General features: G+C 63.8%; 24 protein-coding genes. 11 read left to right on the forward strand and 13 right to left on the reverse strand.

Annotated features, from left to right (window positions below; all coding sequences use genetic code 11):
• The first annotated feature begins 97 nt into the window (after positions 1 to 97).
• The 3 genes from ACUTSC_RS08135 (at position 98) to ACUTSC_RS08145 (ending at position 1,907) form a co-directional block, all read left to right on the forward strand.
• Positions 98 to 592, forward strand: a complete 495-nt coding sequence (locus ACUTSC_RS08135) for a DUF2878 family protein (protein WP_197773108.1) — start codon at positions 98 to 100, stop codon at positions 590 to 592.
• Positions 593 to 703: 111 nt separating this feature from the next.
• Positions 704 to 1,624: a drug/metabolite exporter YedA gene (gene yedA, locus ACUTSC_RS08140; protein ID WP_197766624.1), complete on the forward strand. Its 921-nt coding sequence runs from the start codon at positions 704 to 706 to the stop codon at positions 1,622 to 1,624.
• Between the two features lie 106 nt (positions 1,625 to 1,730).
• Complete coding sequence (locus ACUTSC_RS08145; protein WP_016928550.1) at positions 1,731 to 1,907, forward strand: hypothetical protein; 177 nt, start codon at positions 1,731 to 1,733, stop codon at positions 1,905 to 1,907.
• Here ACUTSC_RS08145 and ACUTSC_RS08150 read toward each other — a convergent pair.
• Positions 1,895 to 2,806, reverse strand: coding sequence for a LysR substrate-binding domain-containing protein (locus ACUTSC_RS08150; protein WP_197766625.1), 912 nt, complete (start codon positions 2,804 to 2,806; stop codon positions 1,895 to 1,897). The genes ACUTSC_RS08145 and ACUTSC_RS08150 overlap by 13 nt on opposite strands.
• Positions 2,807 to 2,939: 133 nt before the next feature.
• On the opposite strand from ACUTSC_RS08150, the gene ACUTSC_RS08155 reads away from it, so the two are divergent.
• Positions 2,940 to 3,659 (forward strand): SDR family oxidoreductase, encoded by a 720-nt coding sequence (locus ACUTSC_RS08155; RefSeq protein WP_445653260.1) that lies wholly within the window; start codon positions 2,940 to 2,942, stop codon positions 3,657 to 3,659.
• Positions 3,660 to 3,665: 6 nt separating this feature from the next.
• Here ACUTSC_RS08155 and ACUTSC_RS08160 read toward each other — a convergent pair whose 3' ends face one another.
• The 7 genes from ACUTSC_RS08160 to ACUTSC_RS08190 all read right to left on the reverse strand — a co-directional run bounded on the left by ACUTSC_RS08160 (position 3,666) and on the right by ACUTSC_RS08190 (position 11,276).
• Positions 3,666 to 4,427, reverse strand: coding sequence for a phosphate/phosphite/phosphonate ABC transporter substrate-binding protein (locus ACUTSC_RS08160; protein WP_077791553.1), 762 nt, complete (start codon positions 4,425 to 4,427; stop codon positions 3,666 to 3,668).
• Positions 4,428 to 4,455: 28 nt separating this feature from the next.
• Complete coding sequence (locus ACUTSC_RS08165; protein WP_048233049.1) at positions 4,456 to 5,229, reverse strand: ABC transporter permease; 774 nt, start codon at positions 5,227 to 5,229, stop codon at positions 4,456 to 4,458.
• Positions 5,226 to 6,161 carry an ABC transporter ATP-binding protein gene (locus tag ACUTSC_RS08170; RefSeq protein WP_033637623.1) on the reverse strand — a complete coding sequence of 312 codons (936 nt, stop codon included), beginning with the start codon at positions 6,159 to 6,161 and terminating at the stop codon, positions 5,226 to 5,228. The genes ACUTSC_RS08165 and ACUTSC_RS08170 overlap by 4 nt, the downstream gene beginning before the upstream one ends.
• Positions 6,158 to 7,312: an ABC transporter permease subunit gene (locus tag ACUTSC_RS08175; RefSeq protein ID WP_197773175.1), complete on the reverse strand. Its 1,155-nt coding sequence runs from the start codon at positions 7,310 to 7,312 to the stop codon at positions 6,158 to 6,160. Before ACUTSC_RS08175 ends, ACUTSC_RS08170 begins: the two co-directional genes overlap by 4 nt.
• A 67-nt stretch (positions 7,313 to 7,379) precedes the next feature.
• Complete coding sequence (osmF, locus tag ACUTSC_RS08180; RefSeq protein ID WP_445653261.1) at positions 7,380 to 8,309, reverse strand: glycine betaine ABC transporter substrate-binding protein OsmF; 930 nt, start codon at positions 8,307 to 8,309, stop codon at positions 7,380 to 7,382.
• Between the two features lie 41 nt (positions 8,310 to 8,350).
• On the reverse strand, positions 8,351 to 9,382 hold the full coding sequence (locus ACUTSC_RS08185) for a fatty acid desaturase (protein ID WP_197766628.1): 1,032 nt from the start codon (positions 9,380 to 9,382) through the stop codon (positions 8,351 to 8,353).
• A 982-nt stretch (positions 9,383 to 10,364) separates the two neighbouring features.
• Positions 10,365 to 11,276, reverse strand: coding sequence for a LysR substrate-binding domain-containing protein (locus ACUTSC_RS08190; RefSeq protein WP_049200980.1), 912 nt, complete (start codon positions 11,274 to 11,276; stop codon positions 10,365 to 10,367).
• A gap of 140 nt (positions 11,277 to 11,416) precedes the next feature.
• Between ACUTSC_RS08190 and ACUTSC_RS08195 the strand changes: the two genes are divergently transcribed.
• From ACUTSC_RS08195 to ACUTSC_RS08205, 3 genes are read left to right on the forward strand one after another with little or no spacing between them, the layout of a single operon-like run.
• Entirely contained in the window at positions 11,417 to 12,061 is a 645-nt protein-coding gene (locus tag ACUTSC_RS08195) for a hydrolase (RefSeq protein ID WP_004939390.1), read from the forward strand.
• Between the two features lie 47 nt (positions 12,062 to 12,108).
• On the forward strand, positions 12,109 to 12,654 hold the full coding sequence (locus ACUTSC_RS08200) for an antibiotic biosynthesis monooxygenase (RefSeq protein ID WP_038880135.1): 546 nt from the start codon (positions 12,109 to 12,111) through the stop codon (positions 12,652 to 12,654).
• A gap of 21 nt (positions 12,655 to 12,675) precedes the next feature.
• Positions 12,676 to 14,547, forward strand: a complete 1,872-nt coding sequence (locus tag ACUTSC_RS08205) for an amidohydrolase (RefSeq protein ID WP_060440428.1) — start codon at positions 12,676 to 12,678, stop codon at positions 14,545 to 14,547.
• Between the two features lie 102 nt (positions 14,548 to 14,649).
• Here the strand turns inward: ACUTSC_RS08205 and ACUTSC_RS08210 are convergent, their stop codons facing one another.
• The 3 genes from ACUTSC_RS08210 to ACUTSC_RS08220 all read right to left on the reverse strand — a co-directional run bounded on the left by ACUTSC_RS08210 (position 14,650) and on the right by ACUTSC_RS08220 (position 16,824).
• Positions 14,650 to 15,780, reverse strand: coding sequence for a Gfo/Idh/MocA family protein (locus ACUTSC_RS08210; RefSeq protein WP_445653262.1), 1,131 nt, complete (start codon positions 15,778 to 15,780; stop codon positions 14,650 to 14,652).
• A 228-nt stretch (positions 15,781 to 16,008) separates the two neighbouring features.
• The gene (locus ACUTSC_RS08215) at positions 16,009 to 16,632 is read right to left on the reverse strand and encodes a glutathione S-transferase family protein (RefSeq protein WP_089185681.1); all 624 of its coding nucleotides are present in this window, start codon (positions 16,630 to 16,632) and stop codon (positions 16,009 to 16,011) included.
• A gap of 9 nt (positions 16,633 to 16,641) precedes the next feature.
• Positions 16,642 to 16,824, reverse strand: a complete 183-nt coding sequence (locus tag ACUTSC_RS08220) for a DUF1127 domain-containing protein (protein WP_197766633.1) — start codon at positions 16,822 to 16,824, stop codon at positions 16,642 to 16,644.
• A gap of 180 nt (positions 16,825 to 17,004) precedes the next feature.
• On the opposite strand from ACUTSC_RS08220, the gene ACUTSC_RS08225 reads away from it, so the two are divergent.
• Positions 17,005 to 18,444 (forward strand): aminotransferase class I/II-fold pyridoxal phosphate-dependent enzyme, encoded by a 1,440-nt coding sequence (locus ACUTSC_RS08225; RefSeq protein ID WP_197766634.1) that lies wholly within the window; start codon positions 17,005 to 17,007, stop codon positions 18,442 to 18,444.
• Here the strand turns inward: ACUTSC_RS08225 and ACUTSC_RS08230 are convergent.
• A complete protein-coding gene (locus ACUTSC_RS08230; protein ID WP_197773101.1) occupies positions 18,432 to 18,854 on the reverse strand; it encodes an NUDIX domain-containing protein in 423 nt (140 codons plus the stop codon). The genes ACUTSC_RS08225 and ACUTSC_RS08230 overlap by 13 nt on opposite strands.
• A gap of 106 nt (positions 18,855 to 18,960) precedes the next feature.
• Between ACUTSC_RS08230 and sseA the strand changes: the two genes are divergently transcribed.
• Positions 18,961 to 19,812, forward strand: coding sequence for a 3-mercaptopyruvate sulfurtransferase (gene sseA, locus ACUTSC_RS08235; protein WP_197766924.1), 852 nt, complete (start codon positions 18,961 to 18,963; stop codon positions 19,810 to 19,812).
• Here the strand turns inward: sseA and ACUTSC_RS08240 are convergent.
• Positions 19,809 to 20,678, reverse strand: a complete 870-nt coding sequence (locus ACUTSC_RS08240) for a LysR substrate-binding domain-containing protein (RefSeq protein WP_060421147.1) — start codon at positions 20,676 to 20,678, stop codon at positions 19,809 to 19,811. The genes sseA and ACUTSC_RS08240 overlap by 4 nt on opposite strands.
• 105 nt (positions 20,679 to 20,783) lie before the next feature.
• On the opposite strand from ACUTSC_RS08240, the gene ACUTSC_RS08245 reads away from it, so the two are divergent.
• Positions 20,784 to 21,353 (forward strand): DUF4865 family protein, encoded by a 570-nt coding sequence (locus tag ACUTSC_RS08245; RefSeq protein ID WP_197766636.1) that lies wholly within the window; start codon positions 20,784 to 20,786, stop codon positions 21,351 to 21,353.
• Between the two features lie 76 nt (positions 21,354 to 21,429).
• A complete protein-coding gene (locus tag ACUTSC_RS08250; protein ID WP_197773099.1) occupies positions 21,430 to 22,665 on the forward strand; it encodes an FAD-dependent oxidoreductase in 1,236 nt (411 codons plus the stop codon).
• The last annotated feature ends 24 nt before the right edge of the window (positions 22,666 to 22,689 follow it).

A 22,689-nucleotide genomic window follows, 5' to 3' on the forward strand; every position in this document is an offset into this window, starting at 1 on the left:
AACGAACATTCAGGCAAACGGCGGGCCTCACGCCCGCTCTGGCAAATCCGTCGGCGCTTGGCGCGCAGCGGCAGAGTAACCCCACGGGAGTTGAACGATGAAGAAGCCGCATGCCGGATTCTGGCTGGCGACGCTGGGACTGGGCGTTTGCTGGCTGCTGGCGCTGCTGACTCGCGATCGGCTCAACGGCATACTGCTGGCCGGCGCGGCGCTGGCGCTGATCTTTACCCCCGCCGCCCGCCGCAAAGGCGCGGCCCTGGCTGCCCTGGGCGGCATCGGCATGGATGGGCTGTGGAGCTACAGCGGCGTGCTGCACTACAGCGGGGAACACGGCCTGCCACTCTGGGCCCTCGCACTGTGGATTGGCTTCGGCTGCTGGTGGTATTGGCTGCTGGACGTGGTCAGAGCGGCCCCCTGGCCGCTGGCGGTGCTGGGCGCCGCCGTCGGCCCCTTCGCCTACGCCGTGTCCTGGAAGCTGGACGCGTTGCTGCCCGGCGTGCCACCGGAGTTCATGCTGCTGCTGCTGGCCATCGGCTGGTCGATTTACCTGCCGGCCGTCAGTTGGCTGCAGTGGAAACGACGGGACAGCTGAACGGCGGGCGGCGGCCGGGTAAAATAATGCCGAAAGCCATTGCTTATCCGCTACCCGATCGGGTTTACTGAGCATTCTAATAATAATCATCCCTGCAAAAATACAATCCCTATGCTTAGCCAACCAAGCCGTAGCGTCCTGCCGTTGATCGGGGCGTTGTTCACGTTATATATCGTTTGGGGTTCAACCTATTTCGTCATTCGCCTCGGCGTCGCGCAGTGGCCGCCGCTGATGATGGCCGGCATTCGCTTTCTGACCGCCGGCATCGTGCTGTTCAGCTTCCTGGCCTGGCGCGGCCACGCGCTGCCGACGCCGAAGCAGTGGCTGGCCGCCGGCGTCATCGGCATTCTTCTGCTGGCGGTGGGCAACGGCCTGGTGACGGTGGCGGAGCACCAACACGTGCCGTCCGGCATCGCTGCGGTGATGGTGGCGACGGTGCCGCTGTTCACCCTCTGCTTCAGCCTGCTGTGGGGCATGCGCAACACCAAACTGGAATGGGCCGGCATCGCGCTCGGGCTGGTGGGCATCGTGCTGCTCAACACCGGCAACAACCTGGTGGGCAACCCGACCGGCGCGCTGCTCATTTTGCTGGCGTCGGCCAGCTGGGCCTTCGGGTCGGTATTGGGATCGCGCATCTCGCTGCCGGCCGGGCCGATGGCCGGCGCGGCGGAGATGCTGGTCGCCGGCGTGGTGTTATTGGTCGCCAGCCAGCTGAGCGGCGAACACCTGACTCAGATGCCGAGCACCAGCGGCTTTCTGGAGCTGGGGTACCTGATCGTCTTCGGCTCGATGCTGGCGATCAGCGCCTATATGTTTTTGTTGAAGAACGTGCGCCCGGCGGTCGCCACCAGCTACGCCTACGTCAACCCGGTGGTGGCGGTGCTGCTCGGCATCGGCTTTGCCGGCGAATCGCTGGCGCCGCGCGAGTGGCTGGCGCTGGCGATCATCGTGGCGGCAGTGGTGCTGGTGACGCTGGGGAAATACCTTTTCGCCCGCCCGGCCCGCGTGCAGGCCATCGACAGCGAACGGTAGCGATCGCAAAGGGCGGTCTGCGGGCCGCCGTTAAAAACGATTCTTGTTTCACCCGGCGAAGGGGCTATAATTCCCGCTGTTCCAAGCAACCTGCGAAATTATTCCTATGCTGAAAAAAGCGTTCGTCATCGTCATCGCCCTGTGCGCCTTCGGTTCTTTGGGCGGCGTATTTCTCGCCGGGCTGAACATCTACACCCGTTCTACTACCCCGCACGAAGAAAGCGCGCCTGCCGGGGATGCCGCCGCCACGCCGGCGCAAACCGAAACCCTTCAGGCCAAGTGATCGTCCATCCAACGCTGGCAGCGCTGCTGTAAAAAGCGCTGCAGTTGCCTGACGCGTTCCGACACCTGCGAGCGATGCGGGCAGACCAGATTGATCGGCACCGCGTCGCTGCGCCATTCCGGCAGCAGTTGCACCAGCCGTCCGGCGCGAATATCCGCCGCCACGTCGATCGCCGACTTGCGCACCACCCCGTGGCCGGCCAGCGCCCAGCGCCGCGCGATCTCGCCGTCATCGGTAAAATAGCTGCCGTTCAGCGGCACTTCGACCAGCTCCTCACCGCGCCATAGCCGCCATTCCACCTGCCGTTTGCCGCTGGGCTGATACACCAGAATGCTGTGCCGGGCCAGATCGGCCGGCGTTTGCGGCACGCCATGCCGCCGCAGATAATCCGGGCTGGCGCAAATCAGCCGCCGGTGCTGCGGCAAGATCGGCAGCGCCACCAGCGAAGAGTCGGCCAGCGGCCCGAAACGCAACGCCACGTCCACCGGTTCGCGGAACAGATCGGCCTGCCGATCGTTGATCAGGAGCTGCAGCTGAATATGCGGATGCTGTTGCCGGAACTCGTCCAGCCAGCCCAAGAGCAGATTACGGCCGAAATCCGACGGCGCGGAAATCTGCAGCACCCCGGACAACCCCTGATGCTTCTCGCGGATCGCCTGCTCTCCCTCGGCCAACGCGCCCAGCGCCAGGCGGGCGCTGTCGAGATAGCGGGCGCCCTCCTCCGTTAACCTCAGGCTGCGGGTGGAACGCACCAACAGCCGCGCGCCCAGCTGCTGCTCCAGCCTTTTCACCGCGATGCTGGCCGCCGCCGGCGTCATATCCAGCGCACGCGCCGCGGCGGAAAAACTGCCGCCGTCCACCGTGCGGACAAACACCTCGAGATCGACAAATGAGGTCATCAGCTTCCCCTTCTTTAGCGCAATCGATTATTAATATTAATTTACAAGTGTTTGCTATTAGGCGGGGTTTTTTCATCATTTTCAATCAGGAAAGATAGATCCCGTTGAAACTTACCCTAAAAGAGGCCTTAACATGACGATTCCCGATTCCCCTCTGAAACGACAAAAAGTGGTGATCCTCGGCGGTACCAGCGGCATTGGCGCCGCGGTGGCCTACGCAGCGGCGGCGCGCGGCGCTGAAGTGGTGCTGGCTTCGCGCCGCCTGCCCCACGCCAGGGAGAAGAACGACGCGCTGCGCCTGATGCAGGCCGACCTGACCGATGAAGCGTCGCTGCACGCGCTGTTTGCCGCCGTCGGCGCTTTCGACCATTTGGTGATCACCGCCGGGCCGCTGGTGGAGGCCAAGCCGCTGGCTGAAACGGCCATCCAACAGGCGCAGGCCGACTTCAACGTCAAATTCTGGGGCAGTTTGCGCGCGGTGCAGGCGGCGCTGCCGACGCTGGCGCCGCAGGGCTCCATCACCCTGACTTCCGGCCAGCTGTCGCGTAAATACCTCGGCGGTCAGCTGGTCAAAACCGCCATCAACGCCGCGCTGGAAGCGGCCGGCAAGCAGCTGGCGAAGGAGCTGGCGCCGCGGCGGGTGAACGTGGTCAGCCCCGGCATCACCGCCACCGAAGCCTACGATGGCATGAGCGCCGCGCAGCGTCAGGCGCTGTTCGAACGGGTTGGCGTAAGCCTGCCGGTCGGCAGGGTCGGCCAGGCGGCCGACGTCGCGGCGGGTTACCTGCTGGCGATGGAGAACGGCTTCGTGACCGGCAGCGTGATCGACATCGACGGCGGCGGCCTGTTGTAACGGCGGCTAGAGCGCCGTCACGCCCTGCGCGGCGGCCTGTTGTTCCAGCACGGTGATAATCTGGTAGGCCGAACGCGGCACCAGGCTGAAATCGCCGATCAGCAGGCGGTCGCTGACCGCCTCATCCAGCATCGCCCGGGCGCCGGCGCGCAGGATTTCCACCTGTTCCGGCGGCGTACCCGCCGCGGTGATCAGCGGCAGGCCGGGCACCGCCGCCGTGCGGCCGATGATTTTCAGCCCCTCCAGCGCCTGCGGCTGCGCACGGCGCAGCAGTTCCATGCTGATCGAATCGATGGCGGCGATATCCGCCTGCCCGCTGCGGATCAGCTTCAGCGACTGATAATGCGCGCCGGAAGCGATAGCCGCACCAAAGAATTTCCCGTCCTGCGCCAGCGGCGCGATCAGCGCGCGCAGGCCGTTGTAGCCGGACTGGGAATCGGTGCTGTTATAGGCCACCGTCCGACCGCGAAAATCCGCCAGCCGTTCGCCGGGGTCGCCCGCGCGCACCACCAGCCAGCTGCGGTAATTCGGCCCGTCGCACCCTTCAACCCGGTAATGGTAGGTGCCGATCAGCTGCACCTGCGACAGGGTGCTGACCAACGGGTAACCGCAGGTTTGGCTGAGCAGCAGATCGTCGCGCCGCCAGTGCTGCGCCAGATCGTCCGGCCAGCTGAGCCGCTCCGGCGCCGCCGGCAGCCCCAGCCGCAGCAGCTTGTCGCGCAATACCTGCCAGAAGGATTCGGCCTGCTCCCGGCCAACGCCGTACATCGGTAGAGACACCTGCATCATTTCCCCCTTACCCCGCCGGAGTAGTCGCCAGCGTCTGCTGACGCCAGGCGGTGAGATAACGCACCCAACGTTCGAACAGCATATCGGTGATAATAGCCAACAACGCCACCACCGCCGCGCCCTGGATCACATAGGCGGTGTTAAACCCGCTCAGACCGATGATGATCGGCGAGCCGAGGGTTTTGGTGCCGACGGTGGAAGCGATGGCCGCCGTGCCGATGTTAATGATCACCGACGTGCGGATCCCGGCAACGATCACCGGCGCCGCCAGCGGCAATTCGACCCGCCACAGAATTTGCCAGGCGCTCATCCCCACGCCGCGGGCAATCTCGCGCGTGGCGGGCGGCACCGATTCGATGCCCGCCAGCGTGCCCTGCAGGATCGGCAGCAGGCCGTACAGCACCAGCGCAATGATCGCCGGCTGTTCGCTGAAGCCCATCACCGGCACCGCCACCGCCAGCACCGCCACCGGCGGGAAGGTCTGCCCCACCGCCACCACCGTTTCCACCAGCGAACGAAACTCCCGACCGCTGCGCCGGGTCACGGCCACGCCGGCCGCCACGCCGAGAGCCACCGCGATCAGGCTGGAGATCGCCACCAGCGACAGGTGCGCCCCCACCAGCGCGATAAAGCTGTCCTGCTGATAAATGGGCCGCTCCAGATCGGGGAACCAGGCGGCGAACAGGCCGCGCAGATGATCCATGCCGAACACCAGCGCCAACAGCAGCGCCAGCGTCCAGGGCAGCGGATCGCGCAGCAGGCGCCAGACGCGCCCGCTCATGACAGCGCCTGCCCGGCGATCAGATCGTTGAAGTGCAACACCCCCAACGCTTCGCCCCGTTCATCCACCACCGGCAGGCAGTCGCTGCCGCGCGCCACAAACACCGACAGCGCCTCGCGCAGGCTCATGGCGGCGGCGATCGGTTCGCCCTCGGCGGCGCCGGGCCGCACTCGCTCCGCCACCGTTCCCAGCGACAGCAGCTTGATGCCGCGATCGCTGCGCCCGAAGAAATCCCGCACGAAGTCGTTGGCCGGCGCGGTCAGCAGCGCCAGCGGCGTGCCCTGTTGCACCACCCGCCCCTGATCGAGCAGCACCAGGCGATCCGCCAAGCCCAGCGCTTCATCGATATCGTGCGTCACCAGCACGATGGTGCGGCCGGAGAGCTGATGGATGCGCGCGATCTCCGCCTGCAGCGCCGCACGGGTGACCGGATCCAGCGCGCCGAACGGTTCGTCCATCAGCAACACCTCGGGATCGGCGGCCAGCGCGCGCGCCACCCCCACCCGCTGCTGCTGCCCGCCGGACAGCTGATGCGGGTAGCGGCGACGAAACAGATCCGGCTCCAGATGCAACAACTCCAGCAGTTCGGTCACCCGATCGCGAATGCGCGCGCGCGGCCATTTCAGCAGCTGCGGCACGGTGGCGATGTTCTCCTCCACCGTCCAGTGCGGGAACAGGCCGATCGACTGGATCGCATAGCCCATGCGCCGCCGCAGATCCTGCGGTTTGAACGACTGGATCTCTTCGCCGGCAAAGAGAATCTTGCCCCGATCGTGTTCGATCAGGCGATTGATCATTTTTAACGTCGTGGACTTGCCGGAACCCGAGGTGCCGATCAACACGGTGAATTCGCCCTCGGCGATGTGCAGCGTGAGATCGTCAACCGCCGGCTTGCCCTGAAAAATTTTACTGACTTGCTCAAAGTGAATCATCGGCGCGATACATCCAGGATTGAAACCCAAAATTTAAACAGCGAATCGACGATGACCGCCATCATGACTACCGGGATCACCCCCAGCAAAACCAGATCCAGCGCACTGCTGAGCAGCCCCTGGAACACGATGGCGCCAAAGCCGCCGGCGCCGATCAGCGCCGCCACCACCGCCATGCCGACGGTTTGCACCGCCAGGATGCGCACACCGGTCAGGAACAGCGGCAGCGCCAACGGCAGCTGCACGCGCAGGAAGATTTGCCCACGCGTCAGCCCCATGCCGGTGGCAGATTCGATCACCCCGGCCGGCACGCTTTGCAGCCCCGCCACCACGCTGCGCACCAGCGGCAACAGCGCGTACAGCACCAGCGCCACGATCGCCGGCGCCATGCCGATGCCGCTGACGCCGTGATCCGCCAGCCAGGGCACCGCCGTCGCCAGCCCCGCCAGCGGCGCGATCAGCAGGCCGAACAGCGCGATGGACGGCACGGTCTGGATAATGTTCAGCGCGGAGAAAATCGGCCGCTGCCAGCGTTCAGAGCGAAAACACAGCACCCCGAGCGGCACGCCGATCGCCAGCGCCGGCGCCATCGTCGCCAGCAGAATCGTCAGGTGTTGCAGCAGCGCGGCGTCAAACACCTCCTGGCGATTGTGGTACTCCTTCAGCAGCGACAGCTGATCGAGCTGATGCCCGAACAGCAGCAGCGCCGGCGGCACCAGCACCAGCGCGTTGCCCAGCATGCGCCACAGGTGCGACGCGGTGATGCGCGCCAGGGCGTCGGCGGCGATCAGCAGGCTCAGCGCCATCGTCAGCCAGCACCCGCTGCCCCAGGAGGTGCGCGCCAGGCGCGATCCCTCCTGCGCCAGGCGTTCGGCGGCCTGCCCGCTGATCCAGAAAGCCAGCGTCAGCACCCCACAGGCGGCCAGCGCCGCCAGCAGCGCCCGCCCCCGCGTCGGCGGCAACAGGCTAAGGATCGCCAACGCCGCCAGCGGCAACAGCAGCCACAGCGCCGGGCCGTGCAGCAGGGAGAACAAGGAGAGACTTTTGCCCGACAACAGGCGATTGGGGGCATAACTGAGGAACGGCAGGCCGAAAACGGCCAGCAGCAACAGCATGAACAGCGTCAACAAGACGCGATGTTTTACGACGATAGTCAAAGAAACGCTCCGGCTTCCTCGGTTTACCCCCTCTCCCGACGGCAGAGGGGGCACCTCGGCATTATCCCTTAACAAACCCTTTCTCTTTCAGGTAAGCGGCCGCCACCTGTTTGGCGTCCTGGCCTTCCACGGCGATCTGCGCGTTGAGTTTTTGCAGCGTCGGCCCGTCCAGCGAGGCGAACACCGGCTTGAGCAGCTCAGGCAGATTGGCGTGCGCCTTCAGCGCCGCTTCGCGCACGATCGGCGCCGGCGCGTAGATCGGCTGTACGCCTTTCGGGTCCGCCAGCGTCTGCAGCCCCAGCGCCGCCACCGGGCCATCGGTGCCGTAGGCCATCGCCGCGTTGACGCCGGAGGTCTGCTCCGCCGCCGCCTTGATGGTCACCGCCGTGTCACCACCGGCCAACGACAGCAGTTGGTCCTGATTCAGTTTGAAACCGTAGGCGTTCTGGAACGCCGGCAGCGCATCCGGCCGCTCGATAAATTCCGCCGAGGCCGCCAGCTTGAACTTGCCGCCGCCGTTGATCCACTTGCCGAGATCCGACAGCGTCTTCAGATGGTTGGCCTCCGCCACGTCCTGACGAATGGCGATGGTCCAGGTGTTGTTGGCCGGCGCCGCATCCAGCCAGACGATTTTGTTTTTGTCGTAGTCGAGCTGTTTCACCTTCTCGTAACCGGCCTGGGCGTTCTTCCACGCCGGATCTTTCTCATCGGAGAAGAAAAACGCGCCGTTGCCGGTGTATTCCGGGTAGATGTCGATCTCGCCGGAGGTGATGGCGCCGCGCAGCACCTTGGTGGTGCCGAGCTGCAGCTTGTTGGTGGTCTTGATGCCGTTGGCTTCCAGCACCTGCACGATGAGGTTGCCGAGCAGCGAACCTTCGGTATCTATCTTGGAGCCAACGCGCACCGAGTCGGCCGCTTGCGCCAGACCGCCGGTGGCCAGCAGGGCCAGCGCGACGGCAAAGGAACGTCCGCGTGATAAGGTGATTGCCATACTTTTTCCTCTGGTTATATGTTTTCCGGCTCATGGGTCGGTTAGGTTGGAAAATCCTGAGAAACGCGCTTCCAGCGCGCAATAAATTTTTCCGGCGGCAGGGCATCGCCTTCCCCCTGCGGTTCATCGGCGCGCAATGGATGCACGCCAACGTCGATCGGCGTCAGGGCGTAATCGCGCAGCCACTCGCCATAGCCTTGCGCGACAAATCCCTGGCTGCGCCGCTGATACGCCTCGCGCTCCGCCAGATAGACTTCGCGCAAACCATACCAGGGCAGGCCGGGCAAATCGTGATGCACTAAATGGTAGTTCAGATTGAGAAACAGCAGCCGCCACGGCCAGCCCGCCTCATTAATAATAGAACGTGCCTGCGGTGCGTCCACGGCGCGATGCTCAAAAAACGATCTTACCTTGGTCAGCGCCAGCGCCGGGTAGCTGATGGCCAGCAGGTAAAACGCCGTGCCGATACCCTGCGCCTGCAGCCAGTTCAGCAACATCGCCAACAGCGACAGGTGCACTCCCCACATGCCCCAGGCGCGCCACTCCCCGGCGGCAAGTGCTTTCACCGCCCCGGCCAGGGTCGCGGCGATATCCAACGCCGGGCCGAGGAGCACCCGGCCGATCAGCGTATTGCGTACGGCGACCAGCAGCGGCAACAGGCGGGGATAGCGCCGCCACTGCGCGGCGCTGAAGTAATAGCTTTCGGGATCTTCGTGCGGGTCGGTCAGGTGATCGTTACGGTGATGGCGCAGATGCGAATCGCGATACAGCCCATAGGGATACCACACCGCCAGCGGCAACAGGCCGAACAGCTGATTGACGCGCGGCCAGCGCGTCGGATGGCCGTGGATCAGTTCGTGTTGCAACGACAGGTACCAGGTGGTCAGGAGAATCAACAGCGGCGCGCCAAGCCACGGGCCCAGCGTTTGCCACCCCAGCACCACGCCGAACCAGCCGCCGTACACCGCCGCCATGATCCCCCAGGTGGGCAATTCCATTCGCCAATAGCGGCGCCGATAAAGCTGCCTGATTCGTTCGCGCTGTTCGGGGTGCAAATAGTGGGCATGGGACATGCTGCGGCTCGCGGTGAGAGATTTTCTCCCAGTATCCGCGAGCCGTAGCGGCGTTCAAAATAACGAAAATGGCAAAGCTAAGTGAAAATTCAGCGGGTTGCGTACGCGTAAAAGCGAAAAAACGGGCCGCGCAGACGATAATATCAGTCAGTTAAACCTGACTGGCATTTTTTATCCCATCTTTGTATGTTTTGTGTAGCCTGAATTGCCGTAAATGTTCCGCATTTCTCTGTTACTACAATGAACGGCAATTGGAGGGGCCGAAGGCGCGGCCCCTCCACCCGCGCCTTCGCTTAACACCGTCTGTCCGCTGTGCGGATACCCTCGCCGCGTCTGCATTGTCGGGCGGGTCGGCTGCGACAAACGTCCCTGTTAGTCTCGCCTCAACCGGCCTTCCCTGGCCGGTTGCCCCTGACAACGCCGTCTTGCTCGGCAGCCGGTGATGCGCACCAAAGGTCAACCCCCGTGCTGGCAGCTGCTACCAGGCAACCCGTCTTTTATGAGGTTATGGCAGAGAAGAGGAATCGGAGATGAGCACCGTATTGGACGCCCTTGAAGACGCCGAACGCAGGCATAGCGCATTAGGCGAAACCGCCATGGACGGCGGTTTCAGGTGAGACAGGCAGGGACGCCTGTCGTAACCGGCCTCAATGCGGTATGGCGGAGGGAGGGGAGTTGGCAAAGCCAACCGTCTGATAGGGCAAAGGCGCGGGTTGCCAGGGGCCGCGCCTTTCGGCCCCTGGCTCGGTCGAGGTGCAGGAGCCTCATGATGCACCTCTCATTTATCGACCGAAAACGTCACGAGTACTTCAAAAAAACGCTAACTGACAAGCATTAGCCGCGCAGGCGGCCCGTCCGTTACCTCCCTTCAGGGAACGAAATCGAGCACCACAGCCGCTCAGCAGCAACAGCGCCAACAGGCTTAGCGTCTTTTTCATTCCCTATGTCCTTATTGGGGGGATTTATCCTTATCGCGTGGCCCTCACTGCGCCGCCGGGTAAGCCTCGCCGTCATCCGCGTAACGCTGCAGCCGTTCGCGCCACCACTTGGCCGCCAGACCGCTGGCGCTTTCCCGCCAGCCGAAATAGGCAACGTCGCTGCAGCGCTCAGATTCCACGCGTTTCGCCACCAGTTCGCCGCTGTTCAGGTAAGGTTCCGCCAGAGAACGCGGCAGATAGCCGCAGCCCAACCCGGCCAACTGCGCCTGCAGCTTGGCGTCGAAGCCGAAGACCGTCAGCGTATCCTGCTCTTCGAGCAGGTTCAGGCTCTGCGGCGCATTGACCCGCGAGGTATCGCGCACCACCACCGCCCGGTGCTGACGGATTTCGTCCTTCGGCAACGGTTCCGGCAGCGTCGCCAGCGGATGCTGCGGCGCGACGGCGAACACGTAATCCAGCTGCCCCAGCCGGCTGAACGCATAGCCCACCCGCGACGGCGGCTCGCAGATGGCGCCGATGATAATGTCGGCGCAGCCATAAACCAGCGATTCCCAGGAGCCGGCCAGCACCTCGTGGCTGAAACGTAGCCGGGTATGATGATGTTGCCGATAGAACTCGTCGATCAGTGGCAACAGGCGGGCGAACGGGAATGAGGCGTCGATCCCGAGCGTGATCTCGCTTTCCCAGCCGTTCTCCACGTAGCGCGCCTGCTGCTCCAGATCCTGCGCCGCCCGCAGCAACACCCGGCCTTTTTCCAGCATCAGCTTGCCGGTATCGGTGAACTTCGCCCGATGGCCGGAGCGGTCCAGCAGGGTGATGTCGAGATCGTTCTCCAGCTTTTGCACCATATAGCTAAGTGCCGAAGGGGTTTTAAACAGTGCGGCGGCCGCGGCGGCGAAAGATCCGTGCCGGTCCAGCGCGTCCAAAATCAGCAGCGCTTCCAGGTTTAATCTCATGCTTTCTCCCGTGTATAAAAAAACTCAACAAGTCGGCAAAAATTCTGCGGTATCTTTGAAATCGCCCTCTGCCTACCATGCGTTTTATCGGCGTTACACTCATCAGATGTTCAACCGAAATATCACTGGGAAGGTAAATTATGTCCAAGTTTCAACTGCTTGATAAAGACAACTCCGCACTGATTTTTATCGATCATCAACCGCAAATGGCCTTCGGCGTGGCTAATATTGATCGTCAGCAACTGAAAAACAACGTTGTTGGCTTGGCGAAGGCGGGCAAGATTTTCAACGTGCCAACCCTTTTCACCTCGGTAGAAACTGAAAGCTTCAGCGGCTATATCTGGCCGGAACTGCTGGCGGTACACCCTGAAATCACCCCGATTGAACGCACCTCGATGAACTCCTGGGAAGACGCGGCCTTCGTTAAAGCCGTGGAAGCTACCGGCCGCAAAAAGCTGGTGATCTCCGCGCTGTGGACCGAAGTGTGTCTGACCTTCCCCGCGCTGATGGCGCTGGAAGCCGGCTATGAAGTGTATGTGGTGACCGACACCTCCGGCGGCACCTCCGTCGATGCGCACGAGCGTTCGATCGATCGCATGGTGCAGGCCGGCGCCGTGCCGGTGACCTGGCAGCAGGTGCTGCTGGAGTACCAGCGCGACTGGGCGCGCAAAGATACCTACGACGCGGTGATGGCGCTGGTGCGCGAACACAGCGGCGCGTACGGCATGGGCGTCGACTACGCTTACACCATGGTGCACCACGCACCGGCTCGCACGGTGAAATAATTCCCTTGCCCCGGCCCTGCGCCGGGGTATTTTCAGGAGTCGGTTTTATGGCCCATCCGCAGCATGTCACGCTGGTGATCACCCACCGTTTGGCGCCGGGGAACGAGCAGGCCTATGAGGCCTGGCTGAACCGCATCATGCCCGACGCCGCGGGCTTCACCGGCCATTTGGGCGTCAACGTGATTCGCCCTTCCGGCGACGAACAGGCCTATACGGTGTTGGTCCGCTTCGACAACCTCGACAACCTGTACCGCTGGATCCACTCGCCGCTGCGCAAGCAATACATCGAAGAAGTCACCCCGCTGCTGCTGGAGAGCGACCATATCGAGATCCGCCCCGGCGCGGAGTTCTGGTTTACCCCGCCCAACCCCGGCGTGCGCCAGCCGCCCCAGTGGAAGCAGTTCATCATCACCCTGCTGGTGATTTTCCCTTCCACCAATCTGGTGCCCTGGTTTTGGGGGTTGGTGCTGCCGCAGCTGGACGGCACGCTGCTCGGCCATTTTCTCAATGACGCCACCGTGGTCGCCCTGGTGGTGTACCTGTGGATGCCTATCGTGACTCGCGTTTTTCATCAATGGCTGACCCGCCGCTAGGCGGTTCGCCGGGAGAATGTTATGAACCACCACGCTTCATTGATCATCACCAACGGCAAGTTTCACACCGTCGATCGCCAAAATCCCACCGCACAGGCGGTCGCCATCCGCGACGGCAAGTTTCTGGCGGTCGGTAGCGAAAGCGAAGTCATGCAGCACGCCGGGCCGGAAACCCAGGTGATCGATCTGCACGGCCATACCGCTATTCCAGGCCTGAACGACTCGCACCTGCACCTGATCCGCGGCGGCCTGAACTATAACCTGGAGCTGCGCTGGGAAGGCGTGCCTTCGCTGGCCGACGCCCTGCGCATGTTGAAAGAACAGGCGCTACGCACGCCGAACCCGCAGTGGGTACGGGTGGTCGGCGGCTGGACCGAATTCCAGTTCGCCGAGCGCCGCATGCCGACGCTGGACGAGATCAACCAGGCGGCGCCGGACACGCCGGTGTTCATACTGCACCTCTACGATCGCGCGCTGCTCAACCGCGCGGCGCTGAAGGTGGTCGGCTACACCAAAGACACGCCGAACCCGCCGGGCGGCGAGATCCAGCGCGACGCCAACGGCAACCCGACCGGCATGCTGATCGCCAAGCCCAACGCCATGATCCTGTACGCCACGCTGGCGAAAGGGCCGAAGCTGCCACTGGAACAGCAGGTTAATTCCACCCGCCAGTTTATGCGCGAGCTGAACCGTCTGGGCCTCACCAGCGCCATCGACGCCGGCGGCGGCTTCCAGAACTACCCGGAGGATTATCAGGTGATCGCCGAGCTGCACGAGAAAAAGCAGCTGACCATCCGCATCGCCTATAACCTGTTCACCCAGCGGCCGAAGCAGGAGCTGGAAGACTTCGAGCTGTGGACCGACATGCTCAAGCCGGGTCAGGGTACCGACTTCTATCGCCACAACGGCGCCGGCGAGATGCTGGTGTTCTCCGCCGCCGACTTCGAAGACTTCCTGCAGCCGCGCCCGGATCTGCCGCCGGGCACCGAAGACGAGCTGGAGCGGGTGGTGCGTCATCTGGTCGAGCACCGCTGGCCGTTCCGCCTGCACGCAACCTATGACGAGTCCATCAGCCGCATGCTGGACGTGTTCGAGAAGGTGAACCGCGACATTCCGTTCAACGGGCTGCACTGGCTGTTCGACCACGCCGAAACCATTACCGAGCGCAATATCGAGCGGGTCAAGGCATTGGGCGGCGGCATTGCGGTGCAGCACCGCATGGCGTTCCAGGGCGAGTATTTCGCTGACCGCTACGGCATCGAAGCCACCAAACATACGCCGCCGGTGGCGAAAATGCTGACGGCCGAGCTGCCGGTCGGACTGGGCACCGACGCCACCCGCGTCGCCAGCTACAACCCGTGGACGGCGCTGTACTGGCTGGTTTCCGGCCGCACCGTCGGCGGCATGGCGATGTACGACGACAGCGCCCGGCTGGATCGCGAAACGGCGCTGATGCTGTGGACGCAAGGCAGCGCCTGGTTCTCCACCGAACAGGGCAAGAAAGGCCAGATCAAGGTCGGCCAGCTGGCGGATGTGGCGGTGCTGTCGCAGGACTATTTCAGCGTGCCGGAAGAGCAGATCAAAGGCATCGAGTCGGTGATGACGGTGGTGGACGGCAAGGTGGTCTACGCCGCCGGCAGCTTCTCGCCGCTGGCGCCGCCGCCGCTGCCGGTGCTGCCGGAGTGGTCACCGGTCACCCAGGTGCCGGGCCACTACCGCTCCGCGCCGCCGTCGGCGGCGGCCAAAGTCGGCGTGCTGAGCCAGGCGCACCAATGCTGCGGCCCGTGCGGTGTACACGCGCATCAGCATGACATTGCGCGCCGCTCCAGCATCCCGGTGTCGGACGAGAATGCCTTCTGGGGCGCGTTCGGCTGTTCGTGCTTCTCATTCTAAGTTGCCAGGTCAGTAACTTATTATGCAATTAGCTTAATAAGATATTAAGCTAGCAACATAGCAAACTAATGGCGCTGTCCAGGGGAGAGCGCCATTTCATTTTCAATCGCGGTTGATCTCCAGCCAGCGCCGCTGCTCGGCAGAGGCGGCTATCGCATCCAGCACGCAAGACACCTTCCAGCCTTCTTCAAAGTCCGGCCGCATGCGATCGCCCGCGGCGATGCCGTTGACCAGATCGCGGATCTCCACCGTCTTCTGATCGTTAAAGCCGATGCCGTGCCCGGCGCTGATGCAGAACGCCGCGTAGTCCGGGTGCTTCGGCCCCACCAGCAGCGTTTTGAACCCCTGCCGCTCCGCCGGCTCATCGTGCCGATACAGCTTCAGCTCCGCCATCCGTTCCTGGGTATAGCTCAGCGTGCCCTTGGTGCCGGTGACCACATAGGTCAGCCCCATCTTGCGCCCGCAGGCGATGCGCGAGGTTTCGAGAGTGCCCATCGCCCCGCCGGCGAAGCGCAGCAGCGCGCTGGCCTGATCTTCGTTTTCCACCGGCAGCAGGCGCGCCGGGTCTTGCGGATCCGGGCGCTGTTTGATCACGGTCTGCATATCGCCGGAGACCGCCACGATATCGCCCACCAGGTAGTGGGCCATATTGACGATATGCGCCGCCAGATCCCCCAGCGCGCCCAGCCCGGCGCTGGCGCAGCGGCAGTGCCAGTCAATCGGCGTGCGCGGGTCGGCCAGATAATCCTCATTGTGGGTGCCGTAAAAATGCACCACCTCGCCGATTTCGCCGTTGGCGATGATCTCGCGCGCCAGCTGGCTGGTCGGGTTCTTCATGTAGTTGAAACCGACCAGCGTTTTCACGCCCTTGGCGCGGGCGGCCTGCACCATCTCCGCCGCGTCGGCGGCGTCCAGCGCCAGCGGCTTTTCCGAATACACGTGCTTGCCGTGGCGGATCGCCTCCAGCGCCATCTCTTTGTGCAAGAAGTTGGGCGCGCAGATGTCCACCACGTCGATCGCCGGATCGGCCACCAGCTGCCGCCAATCGCCGGTCGAACGCGCAAAACCGAACTCGCCGGCGCGCTGCGCCGCCAGCTCGGGCGTCACTTCCGCCAGCATCTCCAGCACCAGCTCCCCTTTCAGAGGAAAGACCGTGGGGGCCTGCGCATAGGCGATAGCGTGACAACGCCCGATATAACCGGTGCCGATTAACCCAACGCGTACCTGTTTCATCATTTTCTCCCGTGATCGAAATCCTGCGTAGAACCAGGCGCCGTTCAATGAAACGCGCCGTCTGATAACGGGTTTATATGGAATATAAATTTCAATAACAAGCGCGCGGGAAAATAAAGTTCATATTCGTGATGCCGTTCATGAAACGTTGACGGGATGATGCAACGCAGAAAGCCCAGACACGGCTTGCCGTATCCGGGTGAGATAAAATGAACCGTTTATTTCATATCACGGTAAACCGTTGGCGCCGTGCTGCACGTAGCCGGGGCGTTGCAGCAGGCGCTGCTGATAGGCCGCCAGCGCCGCATAATCCGGCCGCTCGAACGGCGTCATCAGCCAGCGATTCAGCGACAGCCCCAGCACCACGTCCGCCAGCGTGAAGGCGGCGCCGGCGGCATAAGGGCCGTGCTGCGCCAAATGCCTGTCCAGCAGCCCCATCAGCCGGTTCCACTCACGCTCGGCGGCGGCCAGGCTGGCGGCATCCTGATAATCTGCATGCCCTCGCACCCGCGACATGAACACATAGCGCCAGGCGCTGTTCAGATCGGTGGCCTGCCAGTCCATCCACATCTCCACCGCCGCGCGCGCACCGGGTTCCTGCGGCAGCAGATCGCGGCGCCCTTCCCGCCCCGCCAGATAGCGGCAAATGGTGTTCGACTCCCACAGCACCCGCTCGCCGTCGATCAGCACCGGCACCAGGCCGTTCGGGTTCAGCGCCAGAAACGCCGGCTCCTGCGTGGAGCGGAAGCCGCTGCCCCAGTCCTCCCGCGCCAGCGGCAGCCCCAGCTCCTGGCAGGTCCACAGCACCTTGCGCACGTTGATCGATGAAGCCTTGCCCAACACTCTCAGCATCGGTTTTCCTTATTCTTTCCAGAACGGTTTATAGCCTTCACGCCGGGCTTCCACCTGCGTCAGGCCGATGTCCGCCAGCTGCCTGTCGTTCAACAGTAACAGCTCCTTTCTCGTTCTGTGCCGCAGCAGATACAGACGCCAGCGTGACCCACCGAATGAGCGCCGCCGCGGCGCGCCAGTAAACAGAGCCATCTTGTTATTCTCCCTGATGTTTTCGCGTTGCAGTCATCATGCTCGCCGAGAGAAAAACAATACAGATTCACGCCGGCGCTATTTTTTTCATACAGCTGCACCAAAAAACCCGCTGAATGGTTTACTTTGAAAGCATCTGTACCGGTTTTTTAACCCTTATCACCGATGAGAGGCCTCTGTATGACACGCTACGCCACGCTGGCCGCCATTCTCAGCCAACGCATTCAGCAAGGGTTGTATCCGGCCGGCCATCGCCTGCCTTCGGTGCGCGCGTTGAGCCAGGAGCACGGCGTCAGCATCAGCACGGTGCAGCAAGCCTACCGGCTGCTGGAGGAGCAGCGCCTGGTGGAGGCGCGGCCGAAGTCGGGCTACTTCGTGCAAACGCGGCGCGCGCAGGCCGAGCTGCCCGCCATGACGGCGCCGGTGCAGCGGCCGGTGGACATTTCGCAATGGGAGCAGGTGCTGGAGCTGGTGCGCAGCCGGCCGCGCGAAGGTCTGATCCAACTGGGGCGCGGCATGCCGGATATCGCCGAGCCGACGATGAAACCGCTGATCGTCGCCCTGCGCAACGCTGCCCGCCACGGCGACCTGCGCAGCCTGTATTACGACAGCATTCAGGGCGTGGCCGCGCTGCGCGAACAGGTCGCTCGTCTGTTGCTGGATTCCGGCTGCCAAATCAGCCCCGATCAGTTGCTGATCACCACCGGCTGTCAGGAAGCGATCTCCGCCGGGCTGCGCGCCGTTTGCCAACCCGGCGACATCGTGGCGGTCGATTCGCCCTGCTTCCACGGCACCATGCAGACGCTGAAGGGCCTGGGCATCAAGGCGCTGGAAATCCCCACCGATCCGCTCACCGGCGTCAGCCTGGCGGCGCTGGAGATGGCGCTGGAACAATGGCCGATCAAAGCGATTCTGCTGACGCCCAACTGCAACAACCCGCTGGGCTACATCATGCCCGACGCCCACAAACAGCGGCTGCTGACGCTGGCGCAACGCCACGACGCGGCGATCATCGAGGATGACGTTTACGGCGACATCGCCTATCACTACCCGCGGCCGCGCACCATCAAGTCATTCGACGACGACGGCCGCGTGCTGCTGTGCAGCTCGTTTTCCAAAACGCTGGCGCCGGGGCTGCGCGTAGGCTGGATCGCGCCCGGCCGCTACCTGGAGCGAGTGCTGCACATGAAGTTCATCGGCTCCGGCGCCACCGCCACCCAGCCGCAGCTGGCGATCGCCGAATTTATCCGCGGCGGCCACTATCTGCAACACCTGCGGCGCATGCGCGCCCGCTACCAGCAGAATCGCGACCGCATGACCGACCTTATCCTGAAGCACTTCCCGGCCGGTACCCGCGTCAGCCGGCCGCGCGGCGGCTTTATGCTGTGGATCGAACTGGACGAGGCGTTCGACACCCTGCGGCTGAATCGCCATCTCGAGCCGCAGGGCGTGCAGATCGCCGTCGGCAGCATCTTTTCCGCCGCCGGCAAATACCGCAACTGCCTGCGCATCAACTATGCGCCTAAGCTGACGGCGGAAATCGAACAGGCGGTGCAGCGGGTCGGCGCCACCATCCAGCGGCTGATGCCGAGCGGCGTGCTGCAACCTCAGACGGACTGAAGCAAAAACTCCGCCACCCGGCGGCGCAGATGTTCGATGCCCTGCGGATGGTGAATAAACTGCGCCACCGGCATCATCTGCCAGCGCTGGCCCTCGTCGCCGAAGCGAATGGCGGCGATCTGCGCCGGGGCGATCTCGCCGGCCATAAACCAGGTCGACGGGGAGCCGGGCAGGATGCCGTCGTAGCGCCGCCGCCAGGTCACCTGGCATTCGGCGATCGCCACGCCGAATTCTTCCAGCGTCTCCCGCTGCACGCACTGCAGCGGCGTTTCGCCGTTTTCCCGCCCGCCGCCGGGCAGATCCCACAGGCCGGGCCACGGAATGCCCGGTTTGTCGTCCCGCTGGTAAACCAGTAAGCGATCGTCGCACAGCAGCGCGATCTTGGCCCCGCCAAATGCATGATCCGTCATGTTTTCTCCGCTCCCCGTCCATCCTCTTTGACTGAACATCATACTTCATCCCCGCGCGGCCTGGTGTATAGTGAAAATCCGTTTTCACAACAGGCGAACAATGACGATGAACTCTCCGTTTCTGGTGACTCCCCAATGGCTTGCGCAGCATATCAACGATGAAAATCTGGTGGTGATCGACGTCCGGATGTCGCCGGTCGGGCTGACGCCGAAGAAAGACATGCTTGCCGAGTTCGAACGCGGCCATATCCCCGGCGCGGTTTATTTCGATATCGACGAGGTGGCGGACAAAAACACCGCGCTGCCGCACATGCTGCCGACGGCGGCGGAGTTTGGCGCGGCGGTGGGCAAGTTGGGCATCAGCGAGCGTGACACCCTGGTGATTTACGATGAGGGCAACCAGTTCTCCGCGCCGCGCGGCTGGTGGACCTTCCGCAATTTCGGCGCCCGGCATGTTTACGTGCTGGACGAAGGGCTGAACGGCTGGACCGCGCTGGGCCAGGCGCTGGCAACCGGCCCGGCGCAGCCTGAGCCGCAGACGTTCAACGCCCGGTTCAACGCCGACGCGGTGGTGGATATGCGGCAAGTGGAACAGGCGTTAGGCACGCCGGTGCAAATTCTCGACGCGCGCGCCGCGCCGCGCTTTTATGCCGAAGCACCGGAGCCGCGCCCCGGCCTGCATCGCGGCCATATTCCCGGCAGCATCAACATTCCGTACGGCGAGCTGCTGGAGAACGGCCGCTTCAAATCGCTGGAAGCGCTGCGCCAAACCTTCAGCGACAAGGGCGTGGACATCAACGGGCCGATCATCACCAGCTGCGGCTCCGGCGTGACGGCGGCGGTGCTGGCGTTCGGCCTGCTGTCGCTCGGCGCGCCGCAGGTCAAGCTGTATGACGGCGCCTGGAGCGAATGGGGCCAGCTGAGCGGCAAGCAGCCTATCGCTAAAGATAAAGATTAAGTGCCGATCCGCTCGACCACGATCTGCGCCAGCCGTTGCACGGCGGCGGAAGGCTGATCCTCGGCGCGGTGCAGCACCACGCCGAGCTGGCCGAGAGCGGGCAGCAGTTCGGGCGCCAGCGGCGCCAGGCCAGGCGGCAAACCCGCCGCCGTGCGCACCGTAACGCCCAACCCGGCGTTCACCGCCGCCCAAACGCCGTTCAGGCTGCGGCTGGTAAAGGCAATGCGCCAGGGAATGCCGGCGCGATCCAGCGCCTGCGTTGCCGCGCTGCGCATCAGGCAAGGCGCGTCGAACATCACGAGCGAAAGCGGCTCATCCCCTTCTCGCCAGGGCGCCAGCGCGAAGCCGGGCGAGGCGATCCAGTGCAGCTGCCGCTGACCCAGCGCCTGATGAAACGGCGTGTTCAAGCCGCCATCCCACGCCAGCGACAGATCCAGCTGGCCTTTCAGCACCCAGTCGATCAGCTCGGCATTGCGGGCGATGCGCGCCTCGATGCGCACCTTCGGATTGGCGCGCGCGAAGCTGCCCAATACCTGCGGCAGAAACGTCTCGCCGAAATCCTCCTGCAACCCCAGCCGCACCGTGCCCTGAAGATCCAACCCGCGCACCGCGGCGGCAGCTTCGTCATTGAGCTCCAGCAGGCGGCGCGCGTAGCCGAGCAGGGTTTCTCCCGCCTCGGTCATCACCATGCCGCGCCCGGCCTTGCGCAGGATCGGCGCGCCGACCTGCTGTTCCAGCTTTTTCAGGTGGGCGCTGACCGCTGAAGTCGAGCGCCCTAACCGTTCAGCGGCCTTGGCAAAGCTGCCCAGTTCGACGCCGGTAACAAAGCTGCGCAAATCCTCGAGATCGAACGTTATTCGCCCCATGCTGACCATCCTGATTTTCTGAACCATCAATCAAAATAATACCGATTTTACTGATAAAGATGGCGTGTCACGCTCTCCCGGTCAATGTCTTTCCGGAGAATCCTTATGCTCGCGATGCAATACCGTTTCACCCTGCCCGCCGATTACGACATGGCGATCGTCCGCCGCCGCATCGCCGATTTCGGCCACCGGCTCGACGCCTGCCCGCAGCTGATCGTCAAAGCCTATCTGTACGCGCAGCGCAGCGAAGGCAGCGCCGAGAACCTCTACGCGCCCTTCTACCTGTGGAACAGCAGCGCCGGCATGAGCGACTTCCTGACCGGCGAGGGTTTCAGGGGGCTCAGCCAGGCGTTCGGCTGGCCGCGCGTCAATCATTGGCTGCCGTGGCTGGCGCATTTCGATCGCCCTCATCTGGCCGGGACGGCGTGGGCGAGCTGCCAGGAACGGGCCATCGTCTCCTACAGCGATCTGCCTGCGCTGCGTCGGCAACAGCAGGCGGCCCCCGGCGCGCTGGCCTCCATCGTGGCGTTCGATCCCGCCGAGTGGCGATTAGTGCGGCTGGATTTATGGCGTGAACCGCCGCAGTCCCCCGTGCAAAACGGCCAGCTGTTCCGCGTCGGCCATCTGTCCGCCCCCTTTGACCACACTGCACCGCGGGTTGACAGCCAAACTTGATATTGATAATCATTATCAACACTAAACATTCATTTGCGGTTCGCGGGATGCGGGCCGCTCTCCGGGGTCAACCGCCATGCCGTCATCACCGATCACACCTTACGCCACCACCTGCTGCATCGTGGGAGGCGGCCCCGCCGGGCTGATGCTCGGCTATCTGCTGGCGCGGGCGGGGATCGACGTGACGGTGCTGGAGAAGCACGCCGACTTCCTGCGCGATTTTCGCGGTGACACCATTCACCCGTCGACGCTGGAAGTCATGCACCAGCTGGGCCTGCTCGACGAACTGCTGACGCTGCCACACCAGCGCGCTGAATCCCTGCACGCCGAAGTCGCCGGGCGCGACATTAAGCTGGCGGATTTCACCCGCCTGCCGACGCGCTGCAAATTTATCGCCTTTATGCCGCAGTGGGAGTTCCTCAACTTTTTGGCGCAGCAGGCCGCCGCATTCCCCCATTTCAGGCTGCTCACCTCGACGCAGGTTCATCAGCTACTCTACGACCGCGGCCAGGTATGCGGCGTGCTGGCCGACACGCCGGAAGGCCCGATCCGCGTGCGCAGCCAGCTGGTGATCGGCACCGACGGCCGCAACTCGGTGGTGCGCGAACAGGCGGCGCTCAGCAGCCGCTCCTTCGGCGCCCCGCGCGACGTATTGTGGATGAAGCTCAGCAAGCAGCCGGGCGATCCGGCCTGGTCGATGGGCCATACCGGACCGAAGCAGAACTTCATCATGATCGATCGCGGCGACTACTGGCAGTGCGGCTACTCGATCGATAAAGGCAGCTTCGACGCGATCCGCCGCAGCGGCCTGGAGAAATTTTTGCTGCACCTCGCCGAGGTGGCGCCATTCCAGGACGATCGCCTGCAGGAGATCGTCGAGTGGGATCAGGTGAAGCTGCTGAGCATCCGCATCGATCGTCTGGATCGCTGGGCCAAGCCGGGGGTACTGTGCATCGGCGACGCCGCGCACGCCATGTCGCCGATCGGCGGCGTGGGCGTCAACCTGGCGATTCAGGACGCGGTGGCCGCCGCCAACGCCCTGATCCCGCCGCTGCGCCAGCATCGGCTGCAGCTGAAGCATTTGCTGAGCGTGCAGCGCCGCCGCGAATTGCCCACCCGGGCCATCCAGTTTTTGCAGATCAAAATGAGCCAGCGCAAGCCGGGTGAACGCCGCGCGGCGGGCGGTTCGCGCCTGATCGCCCGCGTCGGCAACAGCCGCTGGCTACCGCGCCTGTTCGGCCGCATCATCGGCCTGGGTTTTCGCCGTGAAACGCCGCGACATCTGTCCAACGAAACCTGCCCGCCGGAATAATATTGGTTGTTTTTCCATCGCACC

This window comes from Serratia sp. TSA_105.2, from assembly GCF_052692115.1.